Origin of the sequence: Pseudaquabacterium terrae (assembly GCF_013266755.1) — a bacterium.
Classification (GTDB): Bacteria; Pseudomonadota; Gammaproteobacteria; order Burkholderiales; family Burkholderiaceae_C; genus Pseudaquabacterium; species Pseudaquabacterium terrae.
The window spans coordinates 1-19,457 of the sequence record NZ_JABRWJ010000016.1 but is presented as its reverse complement, the minus strand read 5'-3'; the positions used below and the strand labels follow the sequence as shown (position 1 = coordinate 19,457).

Annotated in this window: 11 protein-coding genes and 1 pseudogene; 6 read left to right on the top strand and 6 right to left on the bottom strand. The window is 70.4% G+C overall.

Annotated elements, in window-relative coordinates:
* Positions 1–9 precede the first annotated feature (9 nt).
* On the top strand, positions 10–987 hold the full coding sequence (locus HLB44_RS33795; RefSeq protein ID WP_173134290.1) for a Bug family tripartite tricarboxylate transporter substrate binding protein: 978 nt from the start codon (positions 10–12) through the stop codon (positions 985–987).
* A gap of 79 nt (positions 988–1,066) precedes the next feature.
* Positions 1,067–2,644, top strand: a complete 1,578-nt coding sequence (locus HLB44_RS33790; RefSeq protein ID WP_173134287.1) for a phospholipase D-like domain-containing protein — start codon at positions 1,067–1,069, stop codon at positions 2,642–2,644.
* A 20-nt stretch (positions 2,645–2,664) separates the two neighbouring features.
* Here the strand turns inward: HLB44_RS33790 and HLB44_RS33785 are convergent, their stop codons facing one another.
* Positions 2,665–4,149: a cyclic nucleotide-binding domain-containing protein gene (locus HLB44_RS33785; protein ID WP_173134284.1), complete on the bottom strand. Its 1,485-nt coding sequence runs from the start codon at positions 4,147–4,149 to the stop codon at positions 2,665–2,667.
* 100 nt (positions 4,150–4,249) lie between these two features.
* On the opposite strand from HLB44_RS33785, the gene HLB44_RS33780 reads away from it, so the two are divergent.
* Entirely contained in the window at positions 4,250–7,390 is a 3,141-nt protein-coding gene (locus HLB44_RS33780) for an adenylate/guanylate cyclase domain-containing protein (protein WP_217283921.1), read from the top strand.
* Positions 7,391–7,419: 29 nt separating this feature from the next.
* Entirely contained in the window at positions 7,420–8,085 is a 666-nt protein-coding gene (locus tag HLB44_RS33775) for a redoxin domain-containing protein (RefSeq protein ID WP_173134280.1), read from the top strand.
* A gap of 118 nt (positions 8,086–8,203) precedes the next feature.
* Here the strand turns inward: HLB44_RS33775 and HLB44_RS33770 are convergent, their stop codons facing one another.
* From HLB44_RS33770 to HLB44_RS33750, 5 genes are all read right to left on the bottom strand, one after another.
* The gene (locus HLB44_RS33770; RefSeq protein WP_173134277.1) at positions 8,204–10,234 is read right to left on the bottom strand and encodes an alpha/beta hydrolase domain-containing protein; all 2,031 of its coding nucleotides are present in this window, start codon (positions 10,232–10,234) and stop codon (positions 8,204–8,206) included.
* Positions 10,235–10,383: 149 nt separating this feature from the next.
* Positions 10,384–12,336, bottom strand: a complete 1,953-nt coding sequence (locus HLB44_RS33765; protein ID WP_173134274.1) for an amidohydrolase — start codon at positions 12,334–12,336, stop codon at positions 10,384–10,386.
* Between the two features lie 82 nt (positions 12,337–12,418).
* Entirely contained in the window at positions 12,419–13,408 is a 990-nt protein-coding gene (locus tag HLB44_RS33760; RefSeq protein WP_173134271.1) for a helix-turn-helix transcriptional regulator, read from the bottom strand.
* 136 nt (positions 13,409–13,544) lie between these two features.
* Positions 13,545–14,564 carry an FAD:protein FMN transferase gene (locus HLB44_RS33755; RefSeq protein ID WP_343051727.1) on the bottom strand — a complete coding sequence of 340 codons (1,020 nt, stop codon included), beginning with the start codon at positions 14,562–14,564 and terminating at the stop codon, positions 13,545–13,547.
* On the bottom strand, positions 14,561–14,941 hold the full coding sequence (locus HLB44_RS33750; protein ID WP_173134268.1) for a c-type cytochrome: 381 nt from the start codon (positions 14,939–14,941) through the stop codon (positions 14,561–14,563). The genes HLB44_RS33755 and HLB44_RS33750 overlap by 4 nt, the downstream gene beginning before the upstream one ends.
* Before the next feature lie 151 nt (positions 14,942–15,092).
* Here HLB44_RS33750 and nosZ point away from each other — a divergent pair, with 151 nt between their 5' ends.
* Positions 15,093–17,003 (top strand): TAT-dependent nitrous-oxide reductase, encoded by a 1,911-nt coding sequence (gene nosZ / locus HLB44_RS33745; protein ID WP_173134264.1) that lies wholly within the window; start codon positions 15,093–15,095, stop codon positions 17,001–17,003.
* Between the two features lie 24 nt (positions 17,004–17,027).
* Positions 17,028–19,175, top strand: a pseudogene (locus HLB44_RS33740) (4Fe-4S binding protein); the annotation flags it as partial.
* Positions 19,176–19,457: the final 282 nt, after the last annotated feature.

The window sequence follows — 19,457 nt, the reverse complement described above, 5'->3', positions numbered from 1 at the left end:
GACCTTTCCATGAACCGACAACGTCGTTCCCTGCTCGCCGGCGCCGCTGCGCTCGCCGCCTGCCCGGCCGCCAGCTGGGCCAGCAATGCCTTCCCGAACAAGCCGGTGCGGATCATCGTGCCGCTGGCGCCGGGTGGCTCGGCCGACGCGATGTGCCGCCTGATCGGCAACGGACTCGCCAGAGTGCTGGGCCAACCGGTGATTGTCGAGAACCGCGCGGGCGCCGGTGGCCTCACCGGGCTGGCGGAAGTCGTGAAGGCCAAGCCGGACGGCTACACCCTCGGTTATTCGCTGGCGGGCGCCCTGACAGTCGCACCGCACATCGCCAAAGCCATGCCCTTCAATCCCCTGAAGGACCTGGCGCCGCTGACGCAGGTGGTCTCGGTCCCCGAGATCCTGGTCGTTCACCCGAGCGTCGCGACGCCGACGCTGCAGGCGCTCATCGCCAAGGCCAAGGCGCAGCCCGGCCGGCTGAATTTCGCCTCGGCAGGCAACGCAACGGTCCCGCATCTCGCGGGCGAGCTGCTCAAGCGAGAGGCAGGCATCGACATCGTGCACGTGCCCTACAAGGGCTCGGGGCCGGCGCTGAACGACCTGCTGGCCGGGCAGGTGGAGATCATGGTGTCCGACATCACGCTCGTGCGGACGCACATCGCGACCGGTCGCCTCGTCGCGCTGGCCGTCGCGGGTCCGGCGCGGGTGAGCGAACTGCCCGCCGTGCCGACGGCAGCGCAGGCCGGCCTCCCCGGGTTCACGATCGCAAACTGGCACGGCATGGTCGCGCCGGCGGGCACACCGGCCGCGCTGCTCGCGCAACTCAGAGACGCCATTGCCCAGGCGGTACGCCTGCCGGAAGTCGCCGGCAAGATCGACCAGGAAGGCGCGGAAGCGGTCGTCAGCACGCCGGCGGCATTCGGCAGCTTCCTGCAGCAGGAAAGTACCCGGGCGGCGACCCTGGTCCGGACGCTGGGCATCCGTTGGGAGTGATGCCCGGCGCAGGCCTCTTCAAAAAATGCAGAATGCGTGGCGTGCTCGGTCCCAGCCGAGGTTGTTCGGAACCGGAGCCATGAGACGCTGGTTCACCGCTCTCTTCGTGCTACAGCTGCTGCTGCTGCTCGCCGGCTGCACAACGCTGCCGCCGCGCATCGCGCAACCTGTCAGCAGTGCGATCGCCGATACCGGCGGCACGCCCCTCGGGCGCATTGCCGCGGCGAGCCTGGCTGATGCACCTGGCGGCGACTCGGGCTTCAGGCTGCTGCCGAGCGGCGAGATGGCCTTCGATGCGCGCCTCGCGCTGGCCGAGGCGGCCACACGCTCGATCGACGCGCAGTACTACCACGTGCATGCCGACACCGCCGGCGCAGCCTTCCTGGCGGCGCTGCGGGATGCCGCGGTGCGCGGCGTGCGCGTGCGGCTGCTGGTGGACGACTACTACGCCGGCGAGCTGTACCTCTTGCTGCGTGGCCTGGCCGCGTTTCCGAACGTCGAAGTGCGCCTGTTCAACCCGCTGCCGGTTCGCTACGGCACGCCGATCCGTCGCCTGCTGCTGTCGCTGCACGAATTCACGCGTGTCAACCGGCGCATGCACAACAAGCTCTTCGTCGCCGACAACCAGTTCGCCGTTTATGGCGGGCGCAATCTCGCCGACGAATATTTCACGCGCCACGGCGAGGCCAACTTCATCGACCTCGACGTGCTCTCCGCTGGCGCCGTCGTGCGCGAGCTGTCGGCGAGCTTCGACCGCTACTGGAACAGCGAACAGGTGTGGGCGCTGGAGCAGCGGCTGCACGCTTTGGAACGCGCCATGAATCCCGCCGAGCGGCGCGCCGACTTCGACCTGCGCCTGAAAGAACTCGCCGGCCCGCCGCCGAACGTGCCGCCGAAGGACTACCTGGGCCAGAGCACGGTGCGCGAGCAGATCGCGGAGGGCCGGTTGCAGCTGCTGGCCGGCAGTGCCCGCGTGCACGACGACCCGCCCGACAAGGTGCTGCAACCCGCGGACCCGAACAAGGCCAGCCCGGCGATGCGTGCCAAGCTCGACGTGATCGCCGCCGCGCGCGAGGAAGTGGTCATCGTCAACCCTTACTTCCTGCCCGGTCCGGTCGGCCTGCGCATGATGGGTGAAGCCCAAAAGCGCGGCACGCGTGTGCTGATCGTCACCAACTCGCTCGGGTCCACCGACGAGCCGCTGGTGTACCGCGCCTACTCGCGCTACCGCGTCGACATGCTGCGGCTGGGCGTGCAGGTGTACGAGTTCGGTCCCGACCTGGTGCGGCGGTCGAGCACCTTCGGCTTCTTCGGCAAATCCACGCCGCGCCTGCACGCCAAGGTGGCGGGCGTGGATCGGCGGTGGATGGTGGTGGGTTCGGTCAACCTCGATCTTCGCTCGGCGACACTGAATACCGAACTGGGCGTCACGATCGACTGCGCGGCACTCACGCAGCAGGCGCTCGGGCTGCTGCGCGCCGATGCCTTCGGCGGCATGTACCGGCTGCAGCTTGGCCAAGACGGCCAATCGATCGAATGGCATCTGCGCGGCGAAAACGGCGAGGCCCAGGTGCGGCGCGAAGAGCCGCACGCGAGCCTGTGGCTCGATTTCGTGCTGTGGCTGCAATCGTTGCTGGTGTCGGAGGAGGCCTTGTAGCGCGACGCAGGCCGGGCCCATCAGCGCGCGATGCGCACGATGCGCGCCGCGCCGCTGGCGGTCACTGCCATCGCCTGCTTCGTATCGAAGAAGGCGGGCGCACGCACGACGGTCGATGTGCCCGCCTGCTCGACCTGCACGCTGCCCAGCAGCACGAGCAGGATCTCCCCGGCGCGAAGGTCGGCGCGCTCGCCCGCGCCCAGCGTCCGGTGCTGCCCCGCGTCGACGACCGCCAGCCGCGCCGCGCGTTGCATCGTCTTCCACGCCGGCAGGCCGCGCACGCAGTCGTCGAAGCGCCGCGCCGCGAAGTTCTTCCAGACAATCTCGCTCAAGCCGGGGTGCGCTTCGAGGATGGAGAACAGCGCCGGGCGCGAGATCTGGATCAGCAGCGTGGCGGTGGCGGTGCGCACCGAGGCACTGCGCCGTTCGCCGCTGAGCATGGCGATCTCGCCGAACGAGTCGCCGGTGGCCAGCTCGTCGATGATGTGGTCTTCGTCTTCGTCTTCGCCCCCGCCTTCGGACAGCACGTAGGCGGCGCCGCGCGCGATCACGTAGAGCTCGTCGCCCGGGTCGCCGGCCCGGAAGACCGTTTTTCCCGCGGGAAGCACGACGATCTGCGCGCTGCGTGCCAGCGTGGCCAGGCTGGGTGCGTCGAATGAGCCGAACAGGGCGGTCGCCTCGAGACGCCGGATGACCTCGGCGGGCTGTAGCAGCTGGCCGCCGATGGGCAGGTGGTACAGCATCACCATCAAACCCTCCTTGCGCCGCGCATAGCGCTCGGCGAAGAAGGTCGAGATCAGGTGCCAGAGGTTGTGCGCGTCGACCCTGACCAGGGTGACCAGACCGTCGCCTTCGCCGTAGCCGGGGTTGGCCTCGATGAAGAAGCGTGCCGCGGGCTTGTCGCATTGGCGCCAGTAGTGGCGCTCGACCTCGGAGTCGCGCGTGATCCAGTGCACGTGGCGAGTGAGCGGGTTGTCGGCGCTCACGCGCTCGAGGCCGAACGAGTTCGCCAGCTCGTCCATGAAGTTGAGCACGGCCGGCGGCGGCGGATGCCGGATGCTCGGCCAGATCACATCGAAGAGCTTGGCAAACAGGCAATAGCTCGAAGGGTGCACCAGCGAGCCGAGGTAGTAGACGCGCCGCCCGGGGTAGCGCAGCAGGTAAGGCAGGGCGAGCCTGAGGCCGAAGCGGGTGTTGGTATTGCCACCCCGGTAAGTGCGCATCGTGCCGGCCTCCGCACGAAAGATGGCGCTCGCCTTGCCGTCCAGTTCGCGCTCGAAGATGTGCAGCGCGAAGTAGCCGACGATCTCGCCGGCGTGGTTGCGGTGCACGTTGATCCAGGTCTGCTCGGCCCGGGACTCGACCACGTATTTCGCGAACGAGTCGCGGGTGACGCCGTCGAAGACCTCACAGTGGACCTTGTAGAGCGCGTCGATGAACCCTTGCCGCGCGGCGGCGTCGAGCTTGTTCGGGATGACGACGTCGGACCTGACGATCTTCGGCATTGTGTGGCGGGATGGCGCGAATGATTGTGCTCCCAGGCAACCCGAGCTGATCACCGAGGCTGCGTCGGTGGAATCGCCAATTTGGGGTGATGATCACGCGATGGTCATGCGCTGCAGCGGCTGTGGTTTCGAGCCCTCACCGGCCTTCGCGTTCTGCCCGCAGTGCGGGCAACGGCTGGCCGGAGCGGCGCCCACATCCGCCACCGTCGACGTCGCTGTCGAGGCGCCACTACCACCGCCCGCCGCGGTTGCAGACGCTGCCGACCGTCGCCCCGTCACCGTGCTGTTCGCCGACCTCACCGGCTTCACGTCGCTGTCCGAGGCGCTGGATCCGGAGGACGTGCGCGCCTTCCAGAACGCGCTGTTCACGATGTTGGCCGAGGCGATCGAGCGCCATGACGGCTTCGTCGAGAAGTTCGTCGGCGACGCGGTGATGGCGGTCTTCGGCGCACCGGTCGCGCACGAGGACGACCCGGTCCGCGCGCTGGCTGCGGCGCTGGCGATGCAGCAGGGCATGGCCGAGCTGGCCGCGCGCTGGGCCGCGCGCCTGGGCCGCAGCGTGCAGCTGCACATCGGCGTGCACACCGGTCCCGTCGTCGCCGGCCACCTCGGTGCGGGGGCCGGCAGTGCCTACGCGGTGACGGGGGACACGGTGAATACGACCGCGCGGCTGCTGTCGGCCGCCGAGCCGGGCACGGTGCTGGTGTCCGAGGCGACGCAGCGCCTCGCGCGTCATCGCTTCGCCTTCGCGCCGGCGATCGAGCTCGAGCTGCGCGGCAAGGCGCGCACGGTGCGCGCACACACCTTGCTGCGGCCGCTGGACGAGCCGGCCAGCGCGCGTGGGCTCGCGGCGCTCGGGCTGGTCGCGCCGCTGGTGGGCCGGGGCCATGAGCTCGGGCAGCTGCGCGAGGCCTTCGAGCGCATGCTCACCGGGCGCGCGCAGCTGGTCGTGGTGGCGGGCGAGGCCGGCAGCGGCAAGTCCCGCCTGCTCGCCGAGTGGCTCGCCGGCCTCGACGCCGAGCGCCGGGCCGCCGTCACGCTGCGCCGCGTGGCGTGCTCGTCGCTCGGCGAGCCGACCTACGGCGTGTTCGCGGCGCTGTTCCGCGAGGCCTACCGGGTCGAGCAGGCCGACTCGCTGGCCACGGCGCATCACAAGCTCGATGCCGGACTGCGTGCGCAGGGCGCGCAGGCCGACGAGGCGGCATCGATCGCCGGCGTGCTGAAGCACCTGCTCGGGCTGGCGCCGGTCGACGCGGCCGACATCGATCCCGAACAGCTGCAGCGCCAGATCGTGCTGGCCGCCGGCGCGCTGGTCGAGCGCCGGCTGCAGCTGCAGCCGCTGCTGGTGGTGGTGGAGGACCTGCACTGGGCCGATGCGGCGTCGGTCGACCTGCTCGGCGCGGTGCTGGACCAGCTGGCGGGGCGACCGCTGATGCTGCTGGTGACGCAGCGGCCCGAGGCGCGAGCCTTGCGCGCGCCGGCCGCGGGCGAGACCCGCCTGCTGCTGGAGGCGCTGCCGCTCACGCAGGCGCGCGCGCTGGTGGGTGCCTTGCTCGGCGACGCTGCCGACGAGCGCCTGCAGGCTTTCGTGGCGGGCCGCTCCGGCGGCAACCCGCTGTTCGTCGAGGAAATCCTGCGCAGCCTGATCGCCGACGGCCGGCTGGCACGCGATCCGGCTGGCGGCTGGCGTGGCGCGCCGGCGTTCGAGCAAGCCGATGTGCCGGCCACGCTGCACGGCCTGCTGCTGTCGCGCATCGACCGGCTCGACGCACCGGCGCGGCAGCTGCTGCAGGTGGCGGCGGCGCTCGGTGCCGAGTTCGATGCGGCGCTGTTGCGGCGCGTGGAAGCGGCGGTCGAGCGCCCGCTCGAGGCCCTGGTGCAGTCCGACCTGCTGCAGCCGGCGGGCGGCGCCCGCTGGCGCTTCACCCACGCGCTGCTGCACGAGGTGGTCTACCAGAACCTGCTGCTGGCGCGGCGCTCGGAGCTGCACCGGCGCATCGGCTGCGCGCTCGAGGTGCTCGCCGGTGGAGAGCCGCAGCGACTGGCCGAGCTGGAGGCGCTGGGCCACCACTGGAGCCTGTCGGACGATCCGCGCAAGGGCGCAGGCTATCTGCTGGCGGCCGGGGAACGGGCGCGCGCGCTGTACGCGAACGATGACGCGATGCGGCACTTCGAGCGCGTGCTGCGCACGCTGGCCACCGTGGGCGATGCGGCGTCGGCCCTGCCCGAGGCGCTGTCTGCCCGCGAAGCACTGGCCGACCTGTGCGGCCTCGTCGGGCGCCGCGACGACGCGCTGCAGCATTACGGCGGGCTGCTGGCGCGGGCAGACGGTGATGGGAATCGCATTCGCGCGGCGCGGCTGCAGCGCAAGATCGGCGGCCTGCAGTGGGAAGCCGGCGATCGCTACCAGGCGCTGGCCTGCTTCGATGCGGGCCTGGCCGCCCTCGGCGACGAAGGCTCGGTCGCCGCCGCCGTCGAGCGCGCGGGGCTGCTGCAGGAGCGCGGCCGGCTGGCCTTCCGCGCCGGCGAGAACGCCGTGGCCATCGCGCTGGCCGAGCGCGCACTGCAAGCCGTCGCCGGGGTCGCCGGTCGCGAAGCCGCGATCGTGGAGGTGCAGGCCCGCAATACGCTGGGCATCGCGCTCGCGCGGACCGGCCGGCCGGCCGACGCGGTGGCCGAGATCGAGCGCAGCATCGCGCTGGCCGAACGCCACCAGCTGCTGCAGGCCGCGTGCCGCGGCCATGCCAACCTCGGCGTGCTGTGCGCGTCGCTCGATCCGCAGCGCAGCATCGAGACCTGCCAGCGCGGGCTCGCGCTCGCCCGCCAGGTCGGCGATCTCGGTTTCCAGGCGAACCTGTACGCGAACCTCGCGGTCGCCTACTGCGCCTTGACGAACCGCTGCGAGGCCGAAGGCATCGAGGCGGCGCAGTCCGCGGTGCAGCTCGATCGACGGCTCGGCCTGCTCGATCACCTGGCGGTGCCGCTGATCGTGCTGGGCCAGATCCAGCAGTGCCATGGCGACCGCGAGCACGCCTTCGCCTGCTACCGCGAAGCACTGGCGCTGGCCGAGCGCATCGGCGAGCCACAACTGCTGTTCCCTTGCTACGATGGCCTCGCGACCCTGCATCTCGATGCGGGCGACGCGGCCAGCGCCGAGGTCTACCTGTCGCAGGCACAGGCGGTCTGCGAGCGCGCCGGCCTCGATCCCGACGCGCTGACCTTGCTGCCGTTCCTGTGTTGAGTGCCACTCGCCCGCCCAAGGAGCCCCTCATGTCGACCACTGCTCAGCGATCGCCCGTCGGTCCCGGCGAAGCGGCGCCATCGTTTGCACTGCCGGCCGTGGCCCGGCCGGATCGTCTCGTCACGCTGGACGACTACCGCGACCGCAGCCCGCTGTTCCTGGCGCTGATGCTCGGGCTGTGGTGCCCGTTCTGCCGCCGCCAGCTGGTGCAGCTGGCCAGCGTCGACGACAAGCTCAAGGCGATGGGCGTGCAGAGCCTCGCGGTCGTGGCGACGCCGCCGGACAACGCGCAGCTCTACTTCCGCTTCAGGCCGACGACGCTGACGCTCGCGTCCGACCCGATGCTGGCGACGCACCGCGCCTACGGCGTGCCCAAGCCCGAGGTCACGCCGGCGCTGCTGTCGGCGATGGAGACGGTGCGGGTCAATCCGTTCGGCGATTTTCCCGAGCCGCTGCCGCCGGCCCAACTGGGCGCGCTGATGCAGAAGCGCGACGGCTACCAGTACACGCCGACCGACCAGGCCGACGTCGAGCGCCAGTGGCCCCAGCTGAAGGGCCAGTTCCTGATCGATCGCCGCGGCATCGTGCGCTGGGCGTACATCGAATGCGGCACCGAGGGCCTGGCCGGCCTGGGCAAGATGCCCTCGGACGACGTGATCCTGGCCGCCGCGCGCGACTTGGGCGACACGCACTGACGTCAGGCGGCCCGGCCGGCGGATGGCTCGTTCGCCGGCCATTCGGGTTGGCAAACGACACGGCCGCTTCTATTTCGTGCTAGCGACAGGTTGCCAAAGAGTCGCCGCAGTCTCCTGCCTACGGCAACGCGGTGACGCGGGCATCCGACGCGGCGTCCTGCATCCAGCGCTCGGCATCCTCGGCGAGCATCAAGCCGTCTGCCTGCAAGCCCTGCACCGCGCTTCGCACCTGCCGCAGGTATTCCGCACGGCTGGGATAACGCTCGGCAATCGAGCGCCGCGGGTCACGCCTGGCGGTGCGCTCGCCGGCATCCGCCGGCAGGGGCAGATAGCTGCCATTGAGGCCGCACAACTGTCCTGGCGCGTAACCCGCCTTGCGCCGGTTCCAGCCGGTGTAGGTCGCCAACGGCACCGCCACATCGGGCAGGCGGACGCCGGCCTCGTCATTGCCGTCGGGGTCGGTCCTGGGCACAAGCACCGTGTACTGGCGGGCGGGATCGGCCTTGGCGGGCACGGTGCTGTGGTCGTTCAGGGCGAGACGGTTCGCGGAAGCGGGAAACGTCATGCCGAGCGCAGAGAGGTCGGGGAACCGACGGGCAGCGGCAGCCGCATCCACCAAGGTGCCATCGCGCACGGTCGGGTAGCGGCTCGCGGGCGGCGCCTTGCCGTCGCGCACCCACTCGATCATGCGCGCCACCAGTGCCCGATAGACGGGTTGTTGCTGCGCCGGATTGTTCAGCGCACTGCAGATGCCGGCGGTCGGCTTGAGTGCCCCGACGTGTTGCGTCGACGACATCAGGTACACCCGCACATCGTCGGGAAGCGCGATATCGCGGCCTGCGCCGTCGGTCACGACCAGTCCTGCGCGGGCCTGCCAGTACTCGAGGCTGCTGTCGAGATGGAAGGTTTTCGGACACGTGCGGTCAAGGTCGCAACGCGCGAACAGGCCGTCGCGCCTGCCGCTCACCGGGTCGGTGGTCGTCGCATACGTGAACGGGAACTGATCGCCTTGGAAGAGGTGGTCCTCGTGCTGGCGCGAGTAGCGGCCGGGCTGGGCCCAGCGCACATTGGTGTACGTCTTGCGGGAGCCCGCGATGGTTGCGACCATGCCGTCGAACACACGCTGGCCGCCCGGGCCTGCGTTGAAGCCCTGCCACACCCAGTCGCGCAGGAAGCGTCCTGATTGCGAGACACCGATGGCCACCGTCGCCTTGGGGCTGAGGTCTGCCAGCGGACTGCCTTGTCCGGCGGCATCGGGCAGGCCCGTCTTGAGGTGCGAGACGATGTCTCGCAGCGACGCCATGCCCAGGCCCATCGGGCGCGGGTCGCGGGCGGTGTACCTGAACTGGTAGATCGCGCCTGCGTCGAAGCCGGCCGGCCGCTCGAATTCGATCGTGCTCGCGTCCTTGTAGCGCCACTGCTGCGCACCGATCACGGCGGGCGGTGCGTCGGGCCGCGCGCGCACGGTCAGCTCGCCGGCGGAGGCGTCGAGCGTCGCCGCCGGGTAGCTCAGCGCCAGGGTGCCGCGGCTGCCAGGCGCGTCGAACACGATTTCCTCGAGCGCCGTGCCGGTGATCACTTGCCCGCCTTGCCTGGCCGTCGGCAGCGCCAGGCCGACGGTGCGGCCCGTCGGGTCGACCGGGACGTCGCCCTGCCAGCCTACCCACAGCAGCACATGGCCCTGGCGCATCAGCCAGCCGGTGCCGGCGTCGTTGGCGCGCTCGGTTTGAAGGCTGCCCCCGTTGACGCGTTCGAGCATCAGCTTGCGGCCGCGATTCGCGACGTCCAGCACCCAGGTTCCCGAGGCCTTGCCGGCATCGCGCGGCCGCAGGATGACGACGTCGGCGCGATAACGCACCAGGCCGTCGGCCGACGCGGCAGCCGCTGCGTCGACGATGTCTCGATTGGCAGGATGCGCCGGGTCGAGGGCCACCTCGGCCTGTGCCACCACGCGCTCGTACGGCCCGGCATCGCCGAAGGAACTGCCCGCGAAGGCCGGCTGGCGCTCGCGGATCAGCAGCCGTTCGACCACTGCGGGCGTGCGGCCCGAGTTGGGCGCCTGTGCGCATCCAAGAAGCACGGCAACCAGCGGCGCGATGATCGCGATCCGACAGCGCACATTCCACCCTGGGTCAGCGTGTCTTTCCAATGCTCGTCTCCGGAGTTGTTGTCTCGCCGTTGCATCGTCGGCCATCGCGATACGCCGTGCCATTCGCATTTGGTTGAGGCCACCTTCGGCGTTCATTGAGGAGACGTGCCGCGATCAACTGAACCGTTTCGACGTCGTGTGGCCCGGGCTCAGTGCCGGTGACCGTCCCCGCGCGGTGTGCCGCTTGCGTGGGCGCTTGTTGCATGCCCGGTGGAGCCGCGCGGGCTCAATACCCGCGCCCGGGCGTTCAGCGCTTGCTGCGGCGTGGCCAGCAGCGTGCCGAACGGATCCAGCGCGGCCACGATCCTGCCGCCCACCATGGTCAACAGCACGCGGTTGCGTCCGAGTTCCTCCTCGGGAACGGTCAGGAAATCTCGCTCCAGCACGATCAGGTCGGCGAGCTTGCCGGGCTCGATGCTGCCCAGGTGCCGCTCCAGGCGCAGCTGGTGCGCGGCGTTGATGGTGATGGCGGCGAGCGCGTCGTCGCGGCTCAAGCCGGGCTCGGCATTGAGCCGGCCCTGAAAGATCGGCGCGAGGCTGGCCGCGCTGTGCGGATTGGCCGGGTCGCCCGAACGAGTGACGCCCACTTTGAGTGCCAGGAACGTGTCGAACGGATCGATCGGCCAGTCGCTGCCGTGCGCGATGCGCGCGCCGGCGCGGCGCAGGCTGCCGGAGGGCTCCATGCGGGCGAAACGCTCGGGGCCGAGGTGGTTCTCCGTCTCGCCGATGGAGTAGGGCGCACGCTGCGCCCACTGGAACGACATCGTGGCCGTCACGTCCAGCGCGGCGAAGCGCGCGAGGTCGGCGACCGCGGCCGTCTCGACGTGGGCCAGCGCCGGGCGGAAGTCTCCCTGCGGCCGCGCCTGGCGCGCGGCCGCCACCGCATCGAGCGCGCTGCGCACGGCGCGGTCGCCGGTGGCGTGCAGGTGCATGTCGAAGCCGGCGTCCACCGCCGCCAGCATCAGGGCCTTCAGCGCATCGGCGCCGTAGTAGAGCTGGCCGAGGTTGGTGCCCGGCAGCCACTGCGGCGCGGCCTCCGTGCCGGCGTTCTCGAAGTAGGGCGTGAGCAGCGCGCCGTTGTCCGCGGGCGCGTTCACGACGCCGTCCAGGAACACCTTGATGACGCGCGCGAACACGCCCGGCGCGGGCGAGGGCGCTCCCGCGTCGGCGCCGGCGGCCACTGCCTTGGCATCGGCGATGCTGCGCGCGGGATCCGCATTCGCCACTGCGGGGTCGGCATTGAGGGCGAGTTGAACGCGCGCGGTCAACTCGCCCTTGTCGCGCAGCGCCTTGAAGACGCGCAGGTGCGTGGCGTCTGCCGCCGCGTCCATGAAGCTCGTGATGCCCTGCGCGCGCAGCGCCGCCAGCGCGGCACGGCCCTGCGTCAGCTGGTCGGCCTCGGAGTCCGGCGGGATGGCGGCCTTCACCTGGAAGCCCGCGGCATCGACGCAGATGCCGGTGGGTTGGCCGCTCGCATCGCGCAGGAAGCTGCCGCCGGCGGGGTCCGGCGTCGAGGCCTGGATGCCGGCCAGCGCAAAGGCGCGCGAATTGGCGAGCACGGCGTGGAAGTCGCTCGAGGTCACCACGATCGGACGGCGTGTCTTCAGGCCGTCGAGCACGGCGCGCGTCGGGTCGGCGTCGAGCGAGGCCGTGGACTGGCGGTCCCAGTTGACAGCCTCCAGCCAGCGGTCGGGCTCGGCATCGGCGGTCGCGTCCAGGCAGGCCTGCAGCTTCGCGGCCAATTGCGCGCGGCTCAGCGGCGCGTACGCCAGGTCGCACAGCAGCAGGGCGCGCCCACCGGCCATCGCGTGCAGGTGGGCGTCGATGAAGCCCGGCATCAGCATGCGCCCGCCGAGCTCGACGACGCGGGTCGACGCTCCGATGCGCCGCGACGCTTCGGCATCCGATCCGACGAAGCTGATGCGGCCGTCGCGCACCGCCACGGCTTGCGCGGTGCCGCGCTGTGCATCCATCGTCACCACCTTGCCGCCGCGCAGCACCACGTCGGCCGGCTCCGGTGCCGAATCGCCCCCGCATCCGACCACCACGCTCGCCGCCACCGCGGCCGCTGCCAGGGTTGCCTTCCAGTTCCACGCCCGCATGTGTCTCCTCGCATCGCCCGTCATGGGCTGGTGCGAAGTTAGCGGCGCGCGCCTTCGCCGCCCCTCTGCAGATGCGGAAGGCTCAGCCGGTGCGCCGGCGGGCGCGCGGACCGTTCAGCACCCGGCCCAGCGCCACCTTGTCCGAGACGCCCAGCCGCAGGTACGCATCGCGTACATAGGTGCGCACGGTAGCCGGGCTCAGCCCGGTGTCGCGCGCGATCTGCTTGTACGAATGACCCTCGGCGTACTGCCGGGCCACCTTGAGCTCGCGCGGCGGCAGGATGGCCGCACGCCGCTGCGGCTGCAGGCTCAGCAGCAGCAGGTCGCCGCAAGGCTGGACCAGGAGGCGACGGCGCCCGACGGTGAGCTGGTTCGGCCGGCGTTCCGCCGCCTCGGCCAACTCATCGGGCAGGCTGGTGCCGTTCCATTGCGGGAAGCGCTCGCGCAGCAGCAGCGCCAGGCGCGCGCCCAGGTAAGCAAACTCGCCACGAGCGTCCACCAGGCCCTGCGCATCGCTGCCGGGCAGGTCGCTCCCGGCAAGGAGTTCGGCAATGCGCGCGCTCCAGCGCTGCATCAGGTGGGCGCTGAAGTGCTTGAACACCACGCGATGCGCCGCCTCGAACGGCGGCGAGGCCGCGCCGCGATACAGCGAGATGAATTGCAGCAGCCCGCTGCCGGGAAGCACGCGGGTGATCGCCATCGCGCTGAAGAGGTCGTGCCGGCGCGCGAACGCCTCGACGGCGGGCACCGGGTCCTCGAAGCCGTGGCTGCACACGACGGTGTCGAGCCGGCCGATCGAATCGAGCGCGAAGCGGTCCGAGGCGCCGATGCGGTTCCACTCGCGCGCGAAGTCGGGGCCGAGCTTCACGCGGCCGCTGAGCCAGTTGCGCGGTGCGAGCCCGTCGATGCCGCCGGAACATTCACCCCACCACGCCGCGTCGTGCGGCACCAGCGCAGCCAGCGCGGCCAGGCCCTGGCTCATCAGGCGTGAAGGGGAGGTGGAAGGCGGCAGCGTGGCCAGGTCCATCAGGGCGCCACTGAAGACCTCCAGGGTCTGGCGGCCGATCTGCATGCCGGGCAGTGTAGAGCGCTGACCTGCGGTCGGTGGGTCGTCCAGCCGGGGCGGCTGGATCCGGGCCGCTCAGGCGGCGGGCGGTCCCGGCCCGAGCCGGGCGGCCCACGCCGCGCTGGCGTCGGCCATCATGGATCTATGCGGCGATCAACCGGCGCTGCAGCGCGGGCGTCACCTGCAGCCGGCCGTTGCGGCCACCGACCAGCGCGTTGTCGACGCCGCTCGCGCGCAGCAGCGCTGCGCCCGCGCCCGGCGCCAGCACCATCAGCGCGGTCCCGATGCCGTTGACCGCCTCGAGCGAGTCGGCCACCAGCGTCACGCCGTGCGGACCGGTGGTCGGATAGCCGGTGCGCGGGTCCAGCACGTGGTGATACTTGCGGCCGTCGCGGACGAAGCAACGTTCATAGTCGCCCGACGAGGCGACGAAGCCATGCGTGATCTGCAGTGCACCTGCCAGCCGCGACGGCATGCGCGGATCGCGGATGCCGACGCGCCAGGGCTGCGCACAGGGCGCGGTCGCGGCAACGACGTCGCCGCCGCCATCGATCAGCGCGGTCGCCACGCCGTGCGAGCGCAACGTGTGCAGGCCGGCCTGCAGGATCGGCAGCTTGGCGATGCCGCCGCTGTCGATGCGCATGCCGCGCCGCGCCAGCATCGCAGTGCCGGCACTTCGGTCGAGCCACAGCTCGCGCCAGTCGATGTTCGCCAGCCCGGCGCGGATCTCGTCCGGCGCGGGCATCGCCGGTGCCGCCGGGTCGAAGTGCCAGCGGCCGAGCGAGCCGACGGTGAGGTCGAACGCGCCTTCGCTGCGGCGCGATACCTCGCCCGCCATCGCCAGCACATCGAGCAGTTCGGCAGCCACCGGCACCGGTTGCAGCCCGGCCGCGAGGTTGATCGCCGCGACCTGGCTGGTGGCTGAGTAGTGGCTGAAAAGAGCGGCCAGGCGTGCCATCTCGCACCAGGCCGCGTCGATCGCCGGCGCCACGATGTCCGGCTCGCCGAGCGCCGCGATGCGGACCTGTGTGCCCATCAGTGCGCGCACGTCGCGCCGGCGCTGCTGCGCGGCGCGTGCCGGCTCGGCCCAGCCGGCCAGCAGGGCGGCGCCGCCGAGCAGCAGGCGGCGCCGAGCCAAGCGATCGGGCAGGGCGGTGTTCACTTCGACAGCGACATCATGTAGTCGACGGCGGCCTTGACGTCGGCGTCGGGCAGCGCCGAACCGCCCTTCGGCGGCATCGCGCCCTTGGCGCCGTTGTAGCCCTCGATCGCGTGCTTGTAGAGCAGGTCGGCCCCTTGCGCGATGCGCGGACCCCAGTCGGCCTTGTCGCCGGGCTTCGGCGCGCCGCCGACGCCGGCGGCGTGGCACAGCGCACAGGCCTTGCCGAATGCCGACTTGCCGACTTCGTTGACGGCGACCGTGGTGGGTGCAGGTGCCGGTGCAGCGGCGGGTGTGGGGGCCGGGGCCGGGGCGTCCTGCTTGCCGCAGGCGGCGAGCAGCAGGGCAGTGGTGAGGGTCGTGACAGTCAGCAGTCTCATGGTTTGTCCTCGTTGCGGTTGCAGCGGATTTTTCGGCAAGCGCGATGTCGAGCATTTGATGGATCGCAAATACACCTTCGGCTTCTGTCGCGATCATTTCGGCACACGGCAAAGAGGTCACGTGACCGGCCGTGCCAACCCTGAGGACACCATGAATTCGAACGAGCACCAGGCGCCCGCGCGCCGCCGTTTCCTGAACACCGCCGCCGCGGCCGGCCTGGCCGGTGCGGGCCTGGTGGCGTGCTCCGACAAGCCCGCCACCGCGACCGCCGCCGCCAAGGCCTCGGCGCCGGCACTGGCCAATCCCGGCGAGCACGCTTCCGTGCACCTGAAGCCGGGCGAGCTCGACACCTACTACGGCTTGTGGAGCGGTGGCCACACCGGCGACATGCGCGTGCTGGGCCTGCCGTCAGGCCGCGAGATCACGCGCATTCCGTGTTTCGTGCCCGATGCGCTGGTCGGCTGGGGCATCACCAACGAGTCCAAGAAGATCATGGGCCAGAAGGCCGACGGCAGCCTGAAGTACACCGTCGCCGACAGCCACCATGTGCATGCCTCCTACAAGGACGGCAACTACGACGGCCGCTACGCCTGGATCAACGACAAGATCAATTCGCGCATCGCGCGCATCCGGCTCGACTACTTCGTCTGCGACAAGATCACCGAGCTGCCCAACGTGCAGGGCTTCCACGGCATCTTCCCGGACAAGCGCGATCCGGTCGACCCGGCGATCAACCACACCACGCGCGTCTTCTGCGGCGCCGAGTTCCAGGTGCCGCTGACGGCGGGCGACCTCGACAAGCACGACAAGTACCGCTCGCTCTTCACCTGCGTCGACGCCGAGAGCATGCAGGTGCGCTGGCAGGTGCTGATCGACGGCAACTGCGACCTCACCGCGACGTCGTACGACGGCAAGCTGGCGGCGACCAACCAGTACAACGTCGAAGGCGGCGTGAAGTACGAGGACATGATGTCCGCCGAGCGCGACGCGTGCCTGTTCTTCAACGTGGCGCGCATCGAAGCCGCCGTGAAGGCCGGCCAGTTCAAGACCATCGGCGACTCGAAGGTGCCGGTGGTCGACGGCACGCGCGACGCCAACAAGGACCCGAAGACGGCGCTGACGGCCTATGTGAGCGTCCCCAAGAATCCGCACGGCGTCAACGCCAGTCCCGACGGCAAGTACTTCATCTGCGCCGGCAAGCTGTCGCCGACCGCGACGGTGATCGACCTCGCGAAGGTGCTGGCCTGGTTCGACGGCAAGCTCGAGAAGATCGACCAGTCGATCGCCGCCGAGGTGGAGCTGGGGCTCGGTCCGCTGCACACCGCGTTCGACGGCCGCGGCAACGCCTACACCACGCTGTTCCTCGACAGCCAGGTCGTCAAGTGGAATGTCGATGCGGCGATCAAGTTCGCCGCCGGCGACAAGAACGCGAAATACGTGGTCGACCGCCTCGACGTGCAGTACCAGCCGGGCCACCTGAACGCCTCGCAATCGGAGACCAAGGCCGCCGACGGCAAGTGGCTGGCGGTGGGATGCAAGTTCGCGAAGGACCGCTTCCTGCCGGCCGGCCCGCTGCACCCCGAGAACGAGCAGATGATCGACATCTCGGGCGACAAGATGGTGCTGATGGCCGACCACCCGGTGCGTGGCGAGCCGCACGACTTCATCATCTTCAAGCGCGAGCTGCTGAAGCCGAAGCCGGTCTATGCGCTCGACGAGTTCCCGAATGCGATCAAGGACCCGAAGGAAACCGGCGTCTTCCGCCAGGGCCGCAAGGTCACGGTGAAGATGACGTCGCAGGCGCCGGCGTTCAGCCTGCGCGAGTTCAGGGTCAAGAAGGGCGACGAGGTCACGCTGATCCTGACCAACCTGGACAAGGTGCAGGACCTGACGCACGGCTTCGCGATCCCGAAATACAACGTCAACTTCATCGTCAATCCGCAGGAGACGGCGTCGGTGACCTTCATCGCCGACAAGCCCGGCGTCTACTGGGCCTACTGCACGCACTTCTGCCATGCGCTGCACCTCGAGATGCGCAGCCGCATGGTCGTCGAGGCCTGATTTCTCCGATGTCCTGACGCCACCATGTTCGACCGATTGCCCCGCGGCGCTTGCGGGCCCGCGGGGCTTTTTCATTGGCTCCTGGCGCTCGCGCTGCTGATCGCCACCCTGGCCGCGCGCGCCGGCGCCTACGAAGCCGAGCTGCCCGACGCGATCCACAGTGCGAAGCGCCTGTGCGACATCGCGCCGTGCAAGGAGGTCTTCCCGGGCGCCACGTCGTTCTCCGAGCGCAAGGGCCAGCCGCCCTATGTCGAAGCCCATGTTGGCGACAAGCTCGCCGGCTACGTGATGTTGTCGACCGACATCACCGACACGCCGGCGTATTCCGGCAAGCCGGTGGTGACGCTGATCGGCATGGACACCGCTGGCCGCTTCGTCGGCGTGAAGGTGCTGAAGCATTCCGAGCCGATCCTGCTGCTCGGCATTCCCGAGAGCGCGCTGACGAAGTTCAACGACCAGTACCTCGGCCGCTTCGTCGGCGACAAGATCGAGATCGGCCGCTCGCGGCCCGATGAAGGCGTGATCGGGCTCGACGCGATCTCCGGCGCCACCGTGACGGTGATCGCGCAGAACCAGGTGATGATGACTTCGGGCGCCGCGGTCGCGCGGCAGACCGGCATCCTCGCGCCGACAGTGCGTGCGCCGGCCAAACATGCCGTTCGCGGCGACCGGCCGAGCTGGCGCCAACTCGTCGACGAAGGCAGCGTGCGCCGCCTGGCGGTGATGCCGGCGCAGGTCGGGCTCGAAGGCAGCACGCCGTTCATCGAGCTGTGGTTCGGCGGCCTCGACCATCCCGACGTCGGCCGCGCGCTGCTCGGCGACACCGCGTGGGAAGGCCTGCGCGAGCGTTTGGCGCCGGGCGAGCACGCGATCTTCGTCGTGCGCACGGCGGGCAGCGAATCGTTCAAGGGTTCGGGCTTCGTGCGCGGCGGCCTCTACGACCGCGTGCACGTGCGCCAGGGCATGGACACGTTCACATTCCGCGACCTCGACTACGTGAACCTCTATGGCCTGGCTGCCGCCGGCGCACCGGCGGCCACCGAGTCGGCGATCTTCATCGTGCGCTCGAAGGCCTTCTCGGCCGCCTACCCGTGGAAGCTGGCCTTCCTGGGCAACCGCGTCGACCGCGCGACCGGCGCGCGCAGCTTCACCAACTTCGACGCCGAGGTCTGGCTGCCGGCCGAGCGGCTCGAAGGCGGCCGCCCGGTGATCGAGGAACCCGAGGCCGCCTGGCAGAAGGTGTGGAGGGCGCGCGCGCCGCAGATCGCGGCCTTCGCCGCGCTGCTGATCGCGGTGGCCGTGGTCTATGCGCTGCGCGATCCGCTGACGCGACGCGCCACACGCAAGAACAAGTGGCCGGTCAACGTCTTCAAGTACAGCGCCTGGCTGGCGAGCATCGTCTTCGCCGGTTTCGGGCTGATGGCGCAGCCGTCGATCACGCAGGTGCTGACCTGGTTCCATGCGCTGCTGTTCCACTGGACCTGGGCGCTGTTCCTGAGCGACCCGTTCGTCTTCCTGTTCTGGGTCTTCATCGGCATCACCGTCTTCGTCTGGGGCCGGGGCCTCTTCTGCGGCTGGCTGTGCCCGTTCGGCTCGCTGTCGGAGCTGCTCTACAAGGCGGGCGGGGCGCTCGGCCTGCGCCGCTTCCAGCGCGCGCTGCCGCGTTGGCTGCATGACCGGCTGAAGTGGGTCAAGTACGGCATCTTCTTCGGCCTGCTCGCGGTGTCGATGTTCTCGATGCCGCTGGCCGAAGTGCTGGCCGAGGTGGAGCCGTTCAAGACGACCTTCCTGGTCGGCTGGTTCCAGCGCCCGTGGCCGTACACGCTCTTTGCTGCCGCGGTGCTGGGCGTGTCGATCTTCGTCGAGCGGCCGTTCTGCAAGTACCTGTGCCCGCTCGGCGCGTCGCTGGCGATGCCGTCGACCTTCCGCTGGTTCGGCCTGCGCCGCAAGCAGGAGTGCAGCACGTGCAAGGCCTGCGCCGTCGGCTGCGGCGCGCAGGCGATCGACGAGCATGGCCGCATCGACCAGCGCGAATGCCTGCACTGCCTGGACTGCATGGTGCTCTACACCGACACCCATGCCTGCCCGCCGCTGGCCAAGGAACGCAAACGCCGCGAACGCGCGGGCCTTCCCTTGACGCGCATCAATCGCGACGGCTACTTCATCCCGATCATTGCGGTCAAGGACTGAAGGATGAAACGACCCACACGCTCATACCGTTCTCGTCTGGCTGTTTGCGGCCCGCTGCGGACATTTGCTTCGCGTGCGACGGTCGGAGCGACAAAGCCGGCGGCGGGCACGCTGGCCGGGCGGAGACCGCGATCGGCCCTGGGGGGCCGATTGCCCTGCGCTGCTCGCGGACGCGGGATGGGCGGACAACTCGGCCCCGAGTACAGGGCCTCAGACACGTCCGCCCAGCTCCCTTCGGTCGCCGACCCGCGCCCGCTGCGCTGC